This window comes from Lonepinella sp. MS14434 (assembly GCF_042468235.1).
Classification (GTDB): domain Bacteria; phylum Pseudomonadota; class Gammaproteobacteria; order Enterobacterales; family Pasteurellaceae; genus Lonepinella.
In genome coordinates this window covers 1,207,886-1,221,248 of the sequence record NZ_CP170386.1, presented here as the reverse complement: position 1 = coordinate 1,221,248, position 13,363 = coordinate 1,207,886, and the positions used below count along the sequence as shown (strand labels likewise).

Sequence of the window (13,363 nt, the reverse complement as noted above, 5' to 3'; positions counted from 1 at the left end):
ATTATGGCATTATTAGATATTAAACAACTCGTCAAAAATTACGCTGAAGTCACCGCACTTCACGGCATAGATCTTTCCGTGCAAAAAGGTGAAGTAGTGGTAATTCTTGGACCTTCGGGCTGTGGTAAGAGTACGCTACTACGCTGTATTAACGGTTTGGAAGAAATTAAAAGTGGTGAAATTCGATTAGAAAATAATGGTATATTAGGCAAAGACATTTCGTGGGTTAAAGCCCGTCAAAAAATTGGTATGGTGTTCCAGAGCTATGAATTATTTTCACATATATCAGTGATCGACAATATTTTGCTTGGTCCAATGAAAGTACAAAAACGCAAACGGGAAGATGTAGAAAGGCAAGCAGATAAATTGTTAAAACGGGTTGGCTTATTCGACCGCAAAAATGCCTTTCCACGCGAATTATCAGGCGGACAAAAACAACGTATTGCTATTGTGCGTTCCCTTTGTATGAATCCAGAAATTATGCTATTTGACGAAGTTACTGCCGCCCTTGACCCTGAAATGGTGCGAGAAGTGTTAGACGTAATTTTAGGACTGGCTAAAGACGGCATGACCATGCTGATTGTGACTCACGAAATGGGCTTTGCAAAACAGGTTGCAGATCGTATTATTTTTATGGATAAGGGCGAAATTATTGAGCAATCTAAACCTGAATTTTTCTTTGCTAATCCCATCACAGATCGGGCAAAAGCCTTTTTGAATATTCTTAATTATGAGAAAAGTGCGGTGAATTATGAGGAGAATATTTAGCTAAGTTAACGCCGAAGAGTGCGGTGTAAAAATATTAAAATTTTTACACCGCAGTTGTTACGAAAATGATTTAATTCTCCACAATCTCGCCACGTTTTCTGCTGTTGAAATTAAGTTTTCACGCCCAGCTTTCAAGATATTTTCAAGGCTATTGACCTGCCGAATAATCGGAAAAACCGCATCAATACCGTGATCGTAAACTACATCATAATCTTTGCGTAAACAGCCTACTATGGCGACTACAGGTTTATTAAATCGTTTTGCGGTTTTGGATACGCCGATTGGGGTTTTGCCATGAATACTTTGCCCGTCCATTCGCCCCTCACCAGTAATCACTAAATCGGCATGTTGAATATAATCACTTAAATGCACGGCATCCATTACAATTTGTACACCTGCTTTGAGTTGAACATTCGGTAGTAACAATAAACCACCTCCCATTCCACCAGCTGCTCCCGCTCCAGCTTGATCTTGAATCTTTAGTCCAAGCTCTTTTTGCACGATTTGAGCAAAATGCAACAAGGCTTGATCTAATATTTTTACTATATCAGGTGTTGCCCCTTTTTGTGGACCGAATACCGCAGATGCCCCATTTTCACCACATAAAGGGTTATTAACATCACAAGCGACTTCAAATTTAACAGCTTGTAATTTGGGATTTAAATGACTTAAATTAATTTTAGCGATGGTAGCTAAATTTGCACCACCCAAGTTAATCTCATTTCCTTGAATATCTAAAAATTTTGCCCCTAAGGCTTGCAACATACCAACACCGCCGTCATTAGTTGCACTACCACCGATACCTAAAATCACTTTTTTTACACCGCAGTTTAAAGCCGCATTAATCAATTCGCCTGTGCCATAGCTGGTGGTGTAGAGTGGGTTGCGTTGTACTATGGGGACTAAATGCAAACCAGAAGCTGCTGCCATTTCAATGAATGCCGTTTGTTTATCGCCTGATAAACCAAAAAAGGCGGAATTTTTATTACCCAGTGGAGCAGTGACTTGCAGGTGGATTAACTTCCCTTGTGTGGCATCCACTAAGGATTGAACAGTACCTTCGCCGCCATCTGCCATGGGGATTTTGATATAATCCGCCTGCGGAAAGATTTTTTTAAATCCTGTCTCAATGGCATTAGCCACTTCAAGAGCTGTTAAACTTTCTTTGAAACTATCAGGAGCAATAACTATTTTCATGATTTACCCTTAGAATAATTTAAACACACCAAAAATTAGCGTAGAAATTATGGTCATCATTAACCCTATTGCGGTTTCATAGGGAATTAATTTTAACCGTTCTCGAATATCCATATTTACGCTGCCACTGGTGGCATGGAAGAATGAGCCGTGTGGCATGTGATCACCCACAGTCGCCCCAGCGTGAATCATCGCTGCCGCCGCAATACCACTCACGCCGAGTTCCATGAGAGTTTGACTAAACACATTCGATGCAACAACCGTTCCCGCCGTAGTTGAAGCGGTTGCCAAAGACATTAATACCCCTGAAATAGGGGCAAGCAAATAAGACGGCAAGCCTGATGCAGTTAAACCATCAATTAATACATCTTTTAACCCTGAATGACTAACAATGCCGGCAAGAGAGCCAGTTCCAAGTAACATAATAGCGACAGGTGCCATTTTGCTTAAACCAGTAATTGCATATTGATTACTCTGTTTAGCTTTTCCCATAGCAATAGATCCAACTAAACCTCCTAATGGTAAAGCGATTAAAGGATCGATAACAATATCAAATAATGGACGTAAGGCTAATAATAAGATCGCGCATAGTGGAGCGGTAATCGCTGCGGAAAAAGAAGGGAGTTTGTTACTGTCGAGAATGATAACTTCATTATCACTGACTTTATTGCCTTTATGAATTAAGTTTTTGGCAAAAAAGTAGGTTATAATTAAGCCAAATATGGCAGGGATTATACCTGCTGCCATCAGTGATGTTAAAGGAATATGAAATACATCGGAAGCTGCAATAGCATTTGGGTTAGGGGATATGATATTGCCTGCTTTTCCACCGCCAATCATAGCAATTAGGATAGCCATTTTAGAGAGATTGCCCCGTTTAGCTAAAGCTAAGGCGATCGGTGATACCGTGATAACAGACACATCAATAAATACACCAACAGCGGTTAACATCAGTGTGGCGATAGCTAAAGCTAATAAGGCTCGAGTTTCCCCCAGTTTTTTGACAATGGTTTCAGCGATGGTTGCTGCAGCACCAGATTCAATTAGTACGCCAGCTAATACACCTGCTGCTAAAATTCGCATGACTGCAGTAGTGATTTCCTGAGCACCACCGATCATTAAATTGATGGTTTCCGTCAGATTAGCTCCCCCCACTAAACCACCAATTAAGGCTCCAGTAATCATACCGTAAGCAGGCGAGACTTTTTTCAAAATAAGGAAAATAGCCACAGTTAATGCGACTAAGGCACCTAATGCAGAGATTGTGATCATCACAAATTCCTTTTTGCAGATTATTCACGTGTAATATAACAAATTTTTTTATGAATTAAACATAATTTATCAATGTTATTCCAAAAACATATATTAAATAATGATTAGTTCTTTCCTTTTTTAGAAAAATTCTTTTTATAATTATTTTCACCAAATCATTTTATTTAAAAAAGGATCATCTATGAAAAATTTCAAAAAAATCACCGCGCTTTTAGCTACATTATTATTAGCTGTGGGTATCACCGCTTGCGATAATAATAGTAAAGAAGCTGCTAAAGCTGAACCAACCAAAGTTTCTGCGGTAGATCGTATTAAACAAGCAGGCAAAGTTCGCATTGGCGTATTTAGCGACAAACCGCCATTTGGCTATGTGGATCAAAATGGTCAAAGCCAAGGCTTTGATGTGGAAATTGCCAAAGATTTAAGTAAAGATTTGCTGGGCGATGAAAACAAAGTAGAATTTGTATTGGTAGAAGCGGCTAACCGTGTAGAATATCTGACATCAAATAAAGTTGATATTATTTTAGCCAACTTTACTGTGACCCCTGCTCGTCAAGAAGTAGTGGATTTCGCCAAACCTTATATGAAAGTGGCATTAGGTGTGGCATCAAAAGACGGTGCGGTCATTACCGATATCAAAGAACTTGAAGACAAAACCCTGTTAGTAAATAAAGGGACGACAGCAGATGCATTCTTTACTAAGAATTATCCAAATATCAAATTGTTAAAATTTGAACAAAATACTGAAACTTTCCAAGCGTTAGTGGATGGGCGTGGTGATGCGTTAGCTCACGATAATACGTTGTTATTTGCTTGGGCGAAAGAAAATCCCGGATTTACCGTGGGTATTAAAACCTTAGGTGAGCAAGACAGTATTGCCGGTGCGGTGCGTAAGGAGGATAAAGATCTGTTGGAATGGTTAAATGCTGAAACGGAAAAATTATCTAAAGACGGTTCATTAAAACGTGCTTATGAAAAAACCTTGTTACCGGTTTATGGTGATACGATTAGTGAGAAAGATATTTTGGTTGAATATCAATAATTCCAATTAATCAATATGTAAATTTGATTTTTAAAGACCAGTTCTGTGTTTAGGATTGGTCTTTATTATTATATGCGCCTATTTTGTTAAATATAATTTAAAAAATGTTAATAAAAAGTTTTAATATATTTTATTTAACTTAATAATATTGAAGCAGATCAAGTTATCTTGATTTTAATATAAGATTAGCTTGATAAATGTCAAAAATAGTTGAATTCATCAAATTTTTTGATAAAATTTGTACATCATTTAAAAATTCAATTATTTAAATAAACAGCCAAATGGAGGCACTTTATGATTAAAGGTATTCAAATTACTCAAGCAGCGAATGACAATTTATTAAATTCATTCTGGTTATTAGACAGTGACAAAGGTGAAGCCCGTTGTTTATGTGCAAAAGGTGGTTTCGCTGAAGACCAAATCGTGGCAGTAAACGAATTAGGTAAAATCGAATATCGTGAATTACCAGTTGATGTTGCTCCAACTGTAAAAGTAGAAGGTGGTCAACACTTAAACGTAAACGTTTTACGCCGTGAAACCTTAGAAGATGCAGTTAAACACCCTGAAAAATATCCACAATTAACTATTCGTGTTTCAGGTTATGCAGTACGTTTTAACTCATTAACACCAGAACAACAACGTGATGTTATCACTCGTACTTTCACTGAAAGTCTATAATTTGTTTTTCTAAAACAATATTCAACACCCCGATCTTTTGATTGGGGTGTTTTTTTCAAAATTCCTTTGGAATTTTCACCGCACTTCTAGCTTACAACGCCTATTTCAGGTACAATTCCCCGATTATCTTTTTAGGAATTTATTATTTAATTATTTTATATGCAAAATATTCGTAACTTTTCTATCATCGCTCATATTGACCACGGAAAATCGACCCTTTCTGACCGTTTGATCCAAACTTGTGGCGGTTTATCCGATCGTGAAATGGAAGCTCAGGTATTGGATTCCATGGATCTTGAACGTGAACGTGGAATTACTATCAAAGCCCAAAGTGTAACCTTAAACTATAAAGCCAAAAATGGTGAAACTTATCAATTAAACTTTATTGATACTCCAGGACACGTTGACTTTTCCTATGAGGTTTCTCGTTCCTTAGCTGCTTGTGAGGGGGCATTATTGGTGGTCGATGCTGGGCAAGGGGTAGAAGCTCAAACCTTAGCGAACTGCTATACAGCGTTGGATATGAATTTAGAAGTGGTACCAATTTTAAATAAAATCGATTTACCCGCTGCCGAACCAGAACGTGTGGCAGAAGAGATTGAAGATATTGTGGGGATCGATGCTATTGATGCTGTTCGCTGTTCAGCCAAAACTGGCGTTGGGATTGAAGATGTATTAGAAGAAATTGTGGCAAAAATTCCAGCACCAGCGGGTGATCCGAATGCACCATTGCAGGCATTAATTATTGACTCGTGGTTTGATAACTATTTGGGCGTTGTTTCGCTTGTTCGTGTAAAAAATGGCTCAATTAAAAAAGGCGATAAAATCAAAGTAATGAGCACTGGGCAATCTTATCAAGTGGATCGCCTTGGGATTTTTACGCCAAAACAAGTAGATACTCCTGAGCTAAAAACAGGCGAAGTAGGTTGGGTAGTTTGTGCGATTAAAGATATTTTAGGTGCACCAGTAGGGGATACTTTAACTCACCAACACCATTCCGCTACAGAAGTTTTACCTGGTTTTAAAAAAGTGAAGCCACAAGTTTATGCAGGGTTATTCCCGATTAGTTCGGACGATTATGAAGCATTCCGTGATGCGTTAGGCAAGTTAAGCCTAAATGATGCTTCGTTGTTCTATGAACCTGAAAATTCCACCGCACTTGGTTTTGGTTTCCGTTGTGGTTTCTTAGGTTTACTTCACATGGAAATTATTCAAGAGCGCTTAGAACGTGAATACGATCTTGATTTGATTACTACCGCACCTACCGTAGTGTATGAAGTTGAACTCACTAATGGTGATGTTGTCTATGTTGATAGCCCAGCGAAGTTACCGCCATTAAGCAACATTGCCGATATTCGCGAACCGATTGCGGAATGTAATATGCTTGTGCCTCAGGATTATTTAGGTAATGTAATCACTCTTTGTATTGAAAAACGCGGGGTGCAAACCAATATGGTGTATCATGGTAATCAAATTGCGTTGACCTATGAAATTCCGATGGGGGAAGTGGTACTTGATTTCTTCGATCGTTTAAAATCAACCTCTCGAGGTTATGCTTCGTTAGATTATGGCTTTAAACGTTTCCAATCTGCTAATATGGTGCGAGTGGATATTATGATTAATGGTGATCGTGTAGATGCTCTGGCATTAATTGTACATAAAGATAATGCTGCCTATCGTGGACGTGAATTAGTGGAAAAAATGAAAGAATTAATTCCTCGTCAGCAATTTGATATTGCTATTCAAGCTGCCATTGGTAATCAGATTATTGCTCGTTCTACCGTAAAACAGTTGCGTAAAAACGTGTTAGCAAAATGTTATGGTGGGGATGTAAGCCGTAAGAAAAAACTGTTGCAGAAACAGAAAGAAGGTAAAAAACGTATGAAGCAATTAGGTAATGTGGAAGTGCCACAAGAGGCATTTTTGGCGATTTTACACGTTGGAAAAGACTAAATAAGGGAAACTATGTCAAAACTTTTTCTACCGATTTTATTAGTTGTAGGCTTTGCTGTTTGGAAAGTGTTAGATTATCTACAGTTACCAAATACATTTTCAATTTTATTAATTTTATTCACCGCACTTTCTGGCGTATTGTGGTGCTATCACCGTTTTTCGGTGTTACCGCATCGTCGCCGTCAAATTGCACGCACTGAACAGCGTACAGGACAAGTATTAAGCGATGAAGAAAGAGCCAAAATTGAGCCGATTGGTGAGGGCGAAGAATTTATTTCATCTTTATTTCCTGTATTGGCGTTCGTATTAATTCTGCGTTCTTTTCTATTTGAACCGTTCCAAATTCCATCACAATCCATGGAACCAACTTTACGTGTAGGCGATTTTATTTTAGTAGAAAAATATGCTTATGGCGTTAAAGATCCAGTTTTCCAAAATACTTTGATGGAAACAGGCAAAGTGCAACGTGGAGATATTGTAGTGTTTAAAGCCCCACCTCAACCGAATGTGGATTATATTAAACGTGTAATCGGGATTGGTGGCGACCGAGTGCTTTATAATGAGTTAGAAAGAAAATTAACCATTATTTATAGTAAGAATGGCAAGCCATGTGAAGAAGATTGTGAAAGCAAAGAATTTGCTTATTCTAAGCCACAACAAAATGATGAATTTAAGGCAATTATTGGTAGAAATCCAGATGGTAGCTTTATTTATGGTCCGAGTATGCTCGAACTGACCGAAAACGGTGATGTAAGCCACCAAATTCATTGGTTCCCTGAGCCTATTTCAGAGGGCTATCGTTATAAAGATTATGTTAAACAAGAATATTATGTAACTGAATGGGTAGTGCCAACAGGACAATACTTTATGATGGGAGATAATCGTAATATGAGTGAAGATAGTCGTTTCTGGGGTTTTGTACCGGAAAAAAATATTGTGGGAAAAGCCACTTATATTTGGCTGAGTTTAGATAAAAAACCAAATGAATGGCCAACAGGTATTCGTTCTGAACGCTTATTTACGAAAATTAAATAATGAATGATTTAACTAGATTACAAGGTAAGATTGGTTATCAATTCACTGATCTTGCTTTGTTAAAACAAGCCTTAACGCACCGTAGTGCAGCCAAATTACATAATGAACGCTTAGAGTTTTTAGGCGATGCTATTTTAAATTTAACCATTGCTCAAACCTTGTATCAGCAGTTTCCAAAATGTAATGAAGGGGAATTGAGTCGCATGCGAGCAACATTGGTTCGAGAACAAACCCTTGCAGAATTAGCACGTCAATTTGAGCTTGGTCATTATTTAGTTCTAGGTTCAGGTGAGCTTAAAAGTGGTGGCTTTCGCCGAGCATCTATTTTAGCGGATTGTGTCGAAGCGATTATTGGGGCAATGTCTTTAGATAGTGATTTGAATAGTACTATGGCGATTATTTGCTATTGGTATGCAAAACGATTAGAGGCAATTAAACCGGGTGAAAATCAAAAAGATCCGAAAACACGTTTGCAAGAATATTTGCAAGGTAAAGGATTAAGCTTACCAAGCTATCATATTATTAAGACCGAAGGTGAAGCCCATTGCCAAACCTTTACTGTAGAATGTAATGCGGAAAATTTAGACCGCACTTTTATTGGTGTAGCAGGTAGTCGCCGTAAGGCAGAACAAGCTGCAGCCGAACAAATTTTAAAAGAATTGGATATTACCTAATGACAGATGAAATTTTACATAATGATGTAAACAATGATAACCAACCATCCACTGAAACCTATTGTGGCTTTATTGCTATTGTCGGTCGTCCCAACGTGGGAAAATCTACTTTATTAAACAAAATTCTAGGACAAAAAGTATCAATTACTTCACGCAAAGCCCAGACTACCCGCCACCGCATTGTGGGTATTGATACGGACGGTGCATATCAAGCCGTTTATGTGGATACCCCCGGATTACATATTGAAGAAAAACGAGCCATTAACCGTTTAATGAATCGTGCCGCCAGCAGCGCTATTGGAGATGTGGACTTAATTATTTTTATGGTGGACGGTACACACTGGAATGAAGACGATGAAATGGTGTTAAACAAATTACGCCAAGTAAAAACCCCCGTGGTATTAGCCATTAACAAAATTGATAATGTTAAAAATAAAGATGAGTTGTTGCCATTCATCACAGAATTAAGCGGAAAATTTAATTTCAAAGAAATTGTACCGATTTCCGCTCAACGTGGTAACAACGTGCATAATTTGAAAAAAATTGTGCGAGATTGCTTGAAAAAAGGTGAGCATCATTTCCCTGAGGATTATGTTACGGATCGTTCCCAACGTTTTATGGCATCTGAAATTATCCGTGAAAAACTCATGCGGTTTATGGGCGAAGAATTACCTTATTCGGTGACAGTGGAAATTGAACAATTTAAACTCAATGAACGTGGTACTTACGAAATTAACGGCTTGATTTTAGTAGAACGTGACGGTCAGAAAAAAATGGTGATCGGTCAAGGTGGACAAAAAATTAAAGTGATTGGCACTGAAGCTCGTCAGGATATGGAACGTTTATTTGACAACAAAGTGCATTTAGAGCTTTGGGTTAAGGTCAAATCAGGCTGGGCAGATGATGAAAGAGCATTGCGTAGTTTGGGGTATATGGAAGAATATTAATATTCAAAGTTAAGTTTAAATAACCTATATTGGATGTACAAGTTTTTATTATTGAAAATTATAATCAATTAAAGTATATTTAAACTCTTTTTAATTATGGAAAATTATCTGAAAATCAATAGGAAATATAGAGTATGACACAAGAACAAAAAACGTTTTCTGAACGTTTAAAAGCATTTAATCGTACCACACATGACAGTGTAGATAATCTCGTGATGTCGGTTGAACCTTTTAAGAATAATGAAAATTATACAAAATTTTTGCTATTACAATCAGTGTTTCACAAAGTAGTTGATGATATTTATAAAGATCCTGAACTCAATAAAAAAATCCCAGAGTTAAAATATATGGCTCGTTATGATGCTGTGGTGAAAGATTTAGCGGTATTAAATAGCCAACCTTATGAGTTTAAAGGCAACTTGCCAACACCTCAAGGTAATGCCGCTATTGGTTGGTTGTATTGTGCTGAGGGTTCAAACTTAGGTGCAGCTTTCTTATATAAAGCGGCAGAAAAGAATTTAAGTTTTGATGCAGAACATGGTGCAAGTCATCTTGCAGGGCATCCTGAAGGACGTGGTAAACACTGGCGTGAATTTAAAGTGTATTTAGATAATTTAGGCTTAGATCCAAAAGCTGAAGATGAGGCACTTCAAGGTTCTAAAGAGGCTTTTACATTTTATAAAATGGTGTTACGTCAGGTGTTTGGTTTGCCAGAAAATTATGAGGCACCAAGTCAAAGACCTGTTCATCCATAATTCCATTCCACAAAGGGCAAGATTAGATTTTCTTGCCCTTTTGCTATTAAATTAATGATAAAAATTCGCACACATGACTTGAGCGACAGTCCCTAGTGTTGAACCATTACGAGGCTTGACCTGATGCTCACGATATTTTTTCGGAGTGAATACCGTTCCTTCCCCCCAGAAATCCGAATATAACAGTGATCCTGTATGGGTCATGATATTTGTTTTACAATCTAAGACTTTATGCTGACGTACGGATTTCGTCATTAGGTTTTTATCTTCAAAAATACGATGTCCGATATGTAAATTAATCACGGTATCAAAATTAATCAGATTGTTTTTGGTATTATCCACCCAGATCGAAGATGTATCCACATAATATTGAGAATTCTGTGATAAGCGAATAAAGCCAATTGCGGTTTTTTGTGGAGTATCTAATTGTTCACCGTGAATTAACGCTTGTCGTTCTGGTTGATTGCTACAAGCACTGATGATTAATGCAGTAAGTAATAAAGTCACTTTTTTCATAATGATCTCCTTAGTGCCAATGATTTAGCTACATTATGGCATATTTTTAGCCAATATTGTGTTTTTATTTCTCATCATGTAAAGAAAGTTCAGGGCAAAAAAATGCGGTGAAAAGTCAATATTTTTTCACCGCACTATGCTTCACCAAGATTTACACAGGATAATTAGCGTTTAAACATTCCACCTAAACCAGCCAGTCCACCCATGCCACCGCCCATCATTCCTTTCATACCTTTCATCATTTTTGCCATACCACCACTACGCATTTTTTTCATCATGCGTTGCATATCGTCAAATTGTTTGAGTAATTTATTAACATCTTGCACTTGCGTGCCTGAACCTAACGCAATGCGGCGACGGCGTGAGCCTTTGATAATGTCAGGATTGGCACGTTCTTTTAAGGTCATGGAATTGATGATCGCTTCCATTTTGATAAACATTTTATCATCCACTTGATTTTTAACATGATCAGGCAAGTTTTTTGCCCCAGGGAGTTTGTCTAACATCGACATCATGCCACCCATTTTTTTCATTTCGCTCAGTTGTTCACGGAAATCTTCAAGGGTAAATTGATCGCCCTTTTTGAATTTCTTCGCCATTTTTTCGGCTTTTTCTTGGTCAACGGAACGTTGTAAATCTTCGATTAAAGAAAGGACATCGCCCATACCTAAAATACGTGAAGCCACACGTTCTGGGTGGAAAGGTTCTAACGCCTCCGTTTTTTCACCTACCCCTAAGAATTTGATCGGTTTACCTGTAATTTGGCGAATAGATAAGGCTGCACCACCACGTGCATCGCCATCGACTTTGGTTAAGATCACCCCAGTTAATGGCAAGGCTTCATTAAAGGCTTTGGCAGTATTGGCAGCATCTTGCCCTGTCATTGCATCCACGGTAAACAGGGTTTCAATCGGCTCAAGTGCGGTGTGAATTTGCTTAATTTCTTCCATCATCTCGCCGTCAACATGCAAGCGACCTGCCGTATCCACAATCAATACGTCATAGAATTTTAATTTCGCATCGGCTTTAGCGGTTTTGGCAATTTCTACAGGGTTCTGTTTTACGTCAGAAGGAAAGAAATCTACACCCACAGATTGGGCTAAGGTTTCAAGCTGTTTAATCGCCGCAGGACGATATACGTCAGCAGACACCACTAATACTTTTTTCTTATGCCGTTCTTTTAAAAATTTCGCCAATTTACCCACAGAAGTGGTTTTCCCCGCCCCTTGTAACCCCGCCATTAAAATGACCGCTGGCGGTTGGGTAGCAAGATTTAATTCTTCATTAGCTTGCCCCATGGCATTTTCTAATTCACTTTGTACGATTTTTAGAAATTCTTGCCCTGGGGTCAGGCTTTTATTGACTTCTTCACCGATAGCACGTTCTTTGACTTTATTGATAAATTCACGTACTACAGGTAAGGCAACATCCGCTTCCAGCAATGCCATGCGGACTTCTCGTAAGGTATCTTTAATATTGTCTTCGGTTAAACGCCCTTTCCCTGTGATATTGCGTAAGGTTTTCGATAGGCGATCAGATAAATTTTCAAACATATTTCGTTCTCGTCATTAACAAAAAATTTACCCGATTATACCTGAATTTCCTTGTTTTCACTAGCAAAGGCAGTCTCTAATTGAAATTTCAATTTAGCACGGTTAAAATGAATTGTTATTTTTGAAAAATAAAGGATAAACCAAATTGACAACAATGCCTTATGCTATTTTTGCAATGCTTTTTTATAGCTTCAATATCTTGCTAATTATGCCGATGTTGCTGAAAATTGATGGGCAAACTAAACCAAAAAGAACACTGTTTTTATGCAGTGCATTTTTAGCTGTAATTTGTCATTATTTGAGTTTTACCGAATTGTTTACTCATCTAACCTTAGGGGCAGATATTACGTTACTTGAAGTCAGTTCCTTAATGAGTTTTTTTATTGCATTATTAAGTACAGTACCGATGTTATGGAATGTGCGAACATTGGCATTTGTTTCGCCTATTGTATATGGATTTGCCTTAATTAACTTGTTAATGACGGAATTTATCCCAAGTCAAATCGTGCATTTACAAGTGGATTTATTGTTACATATTCTGATCTCTATGTTGGCTTATGCGGTCTGTTTTATTGCCATGTTGTACAGCATTCAAATTGCTTGGTTGGATCGTCATTTAAAACGTAAAAAAGTCTTGCCATCACCTGACTTACCGCCATTAATGTTGGTGGAACGCCATTTTTTTCGTGTCATGTTAAGTGGTGAAATTTTATTAACCATTATCTTATTCACTGGAACATATCATTTATTGCATGCGTTGCAGTTAAGCAATATTCATAAGGCAGCGTTTTCCCTATTTGCTTGGGTTGTTTTTGGTATTCTGTTGGTAGGGCATTGGAAATGGCATTGGCGTGGAAAAAGAATGATCATTTTCACAATCTCAGGTATGATATTGCTGACGATTGCTTATTTTGGCAGCAAATTTTTTCCTGCGTAAGTGGGAAAATTGGAAGTGCGGTATAAAAAAACGAGA

The 13,363-nt window shown here is 37.8% G+C and carries 13 protein-coding genes; 9 read left to right on the top strand and 4 right to left on the bottom strand.

Going from position 1 to position 13,363, the window contains the following annotated elements:
• Window positions 1–3 precede the first annotated feature (3 nt).
• Entirely contained in the window at window positions 4–768 is a 765-nt protein-coding gene (locus tag O1Q79_RS05860; protein WP_386690812.1) for an amino acid ABC transporter ATP-binding protein, read from the top strand.
• 57 nt (window positions 769–825) lie between these two features.
• On the opposite strand, the gene O1Q79_RS05855 is transcribed toward O1Q79_RS05860, so the two are convergent.
• Both O1Q79_RS05855 and O1Q79_RS05850 read right to left on the bottom strand, forming a co-directional pair.
• On the bottom strand, window positions 826–1,965 hold the full coding sequence (locus O1Q79_RS05855; protein ID WP_386690810.1) for a glycerate kinase: 1,140 nt from the start codon (window positions 1,963–1,965) through the stop codon (window positions 826–828).
• Window positions 1,966–1,974: 9 nt separating this feature from the next.
• Window positions 1,975–3,237, bottom strand: a complete 1,263-nt coding sequence (locus tag O1Q79_RS05850) for a GntP family permease (RefSeq protein ID WP_386690807.1) — start codon at window positions 3,235–3,237, stop codon at window positions 1,975–1,977.
• Between the two features lie 181 nt (window positions 3,238–3,418).
• Between O1Q79_RS05850 and O1Q79_RS05845 the strand changes: the two genes are divergently transcribed.
• From O1Q79_RS05845 to O1Q79_RS05815, 7 genes are all read left to right on the top strand, one after another.
• Window positions 3,419–4,279 (top strand): cysteine ABC transporter substrate-binding protein, encoded by an 861-nt coding sequence (locus O1Q79_RS05845; RefSeq protein WP_132301400.1) that lies wholly within the window; start codon window positions 3,419–3,421, stop codon window positions 4,277–4,279.
• Between the two features lie 294 nt (window positions 4,280–4,573).
• The gene (gene grcA / locus O1Q79_RS05840) at window positions 4,574–4,957 is read left to right on the top strand and encodes an autonomous glycyl radical cofactor GrcA (protein WP_386690804.1); all 384 of its coding nucleotides are present in this window, start codon (window positions 4,574–4,576) and stop codon (window positions 4,955–4,957) included.
• Between the two features lie 159 nt (window positions 4,958–5,116).
• Window positions 5,117–6,910, top strand: a complete 1,794-nt coding sequence (lepA, locus tag O1Q79_RS05835) for a translation elongation factor 4 (RefSeq protein WP_386690802.1) — start codon at window positions 5,117–5,119, stop codon at window positions 6,908–6,910.
• Between the two features lie 12 nt (window positions 6,911–6,922).
• Window positions 6,923–7,945, top strand: coding sequence for a signal peptidase I (lepB, locus tag O1Q79_RS05830; RefSeq protein WP_386690800.1), 1,023 nt, complete (start codon window positions 6,923–6,925; stop codon window positions 7,943–7,945).
• Window positions 7,945–8,619 carry a ribonuclease III gene (gene rnc, locus O1Q79_RS05825; RefSeq protein WP_386690798.1) on the top strand — a complete coding sequence of 225 codons (675 nt, stop codon included), beginning with the start codon at window positions 7,945–7,947 and terminating at the stop codon, window positions 8,617–8,619. Before lepB ends, rnc begins: the two co-directional genes overlap by 1 nt.
• Window positions 8,619–9,566 (top strand): GTPase Era, encoded by a 948-nt coding sequence (gene era / locus O1Q79_RS05820; protein ID WP_386690796.1) that lies wholly within the window; start codon window positions 8,619–8,621, stop codon window positions 9,564–9,566. The genes rnc and era overlap by 1 nt, the downstream gene beginning before the upstream one ends.
• Before the next feature lie 134 nt (window positions 9,567–9,700).
• A complete protein-coding gene (locus O1Q79_RS05815; protein WP_386690794.1) occupies window positions 9,701–10,321 on the top strand; it encodes a biliverdin-producing heme oxygenase in 621 nt (206 codons plus the stop codon).
• A 51-nt stretch (window positions 10,322–10,372) separates the two neighbouring features.
• Here the strand turns inward: O1Q79_RS05815 and O1Q79_RS05810 are convergent, their stop codons facing one another.
• Entirely contained in the window at window positions 10,373–10,837 is a 465-nt protein-coding gene (locus O1Q79_RS05810; RefSeq protein ID WP_386690792.1) for a surface-adhesin E family protein, read from the bottom strand.
• Between the two features lie 164 nt (window positions 10,838–11,001).
• Complete coding sequence (gene ffh, locus O1Q79_RS05805) at window positions 11,002–12,390, bottom strand: signal recognition particle protein (protein ID WP_386690789.1); 1,389 nt, start codon at window positions 12,388–12,390, stop codon at window positions 11,002–11,004.
• A gap of 154 nt (window positions 12,391–12,544) precedes the next feature.
• Between ffh and O1Q79_RS05800 the strand changes: the two genes are divergently transcribed.
• Window positions 12,545–13,327, top strand: coding sequence for an inner membrane protein YpjD (locus O1Q79_RS05800; RefSeq protein ID WP_386693357.1), 783 nt, complete (start codon window positions 12,545–12,547; stop codon window positions 13,325–13,327).
• Window positions 13,328–13,363 lie beyond the last annotated feature (36 nt).

Excerpts from the sequence above, each read along its gene's own strand:
- O1Q79_RS05860 (WP_386690812.1), top strand. The coding sequence starts at position 4 with ATGGCATTATTAGATATTAAACAACTCGTCAAAAATTACGCTGAAGTC.
- O1Q79_RS05815 (WP_386690794.1), top strand. The coding sequence starts at position 9,701 with ATGACACAAGAACAAAAAACGTTTTCTGAACGTTTAAAAGCATTTAAT.
- ffh (WP_386690789.1), bottom strand. The coding sequence starts at position 12,390 with ATGTTTGAAAATTTATCTGATCGCCTATCGAAAACCTTACGCAATATC.
- O1Q79_RS05810 (WP_386690792.1), bottom strand. The coding sequence starts at position 10,837 with ATGAAAAAAGTGACTTTATTACTTACTGCATTAATCATCAGTGCTTGT.
- lepB (WP_386690800.1), top strand. The coding sequence starts at position 6,923 with ATGTCAAAACTTTTTCTACCGATTTTATTAGTTGTAGGCTTTGCTGTT.
- O1Q79_RS05855 (WP_386690810.1), bottom strand. The coding sequence starts at position 1,965 with ATGAAAATAGTTATTGCTCCTGATAGTTTCAAAGAAAGTTTAACAGCT.
- lepA (WP_386690802.1), top strand. The coding sequence starts at position 5,117 with ATGCAAAATATTCGTAACTTTTCTATCATCGCTCATATTGACCACGGA.
- O1Q79_RS05800 (WP_386693357.1), top strand. The coding sequence starts at position 12,545 with ATGCCTTATGCTATTTTTGCAATGCTTTTTTATAGCTTCAATATCTTG.
- grcA (WP_386690804.1), top strand. The coding sequence starts at position 4,574 with ATGATTAAAGGTATTCAAATTACTCAAGCAGCGAATGACAATTTATTA.
- era (WP_386690796.1), top strand. The coding sequence starts at position 8,619 with ATGACAGATGAAATTTTACATAATGATGTAAACAATGATAACCAACCA.
- O1Q79_RS05850 (WP_386690807.1), bottom strand. The coding sequence starts at position 3,237 with ATGATCACAATCTCTGCATTAGGTGCCTTAGTCGCATTAACTGTGGCT.
- O1Q79_RS05845 (WP_132301400.1), top strand. The coding sequence starts at position 3,419 with ATGAAAAATTTCAAAAAAATCACCGCGCTTTTAGCTACATTATTATTA.
- rnc (WP_386690798.1), top strand. The coding sequence starts at position 7,945 with ATGAATGATTTAACTAGATTACAAGGTAAGATTGGTTATCAATTCACT.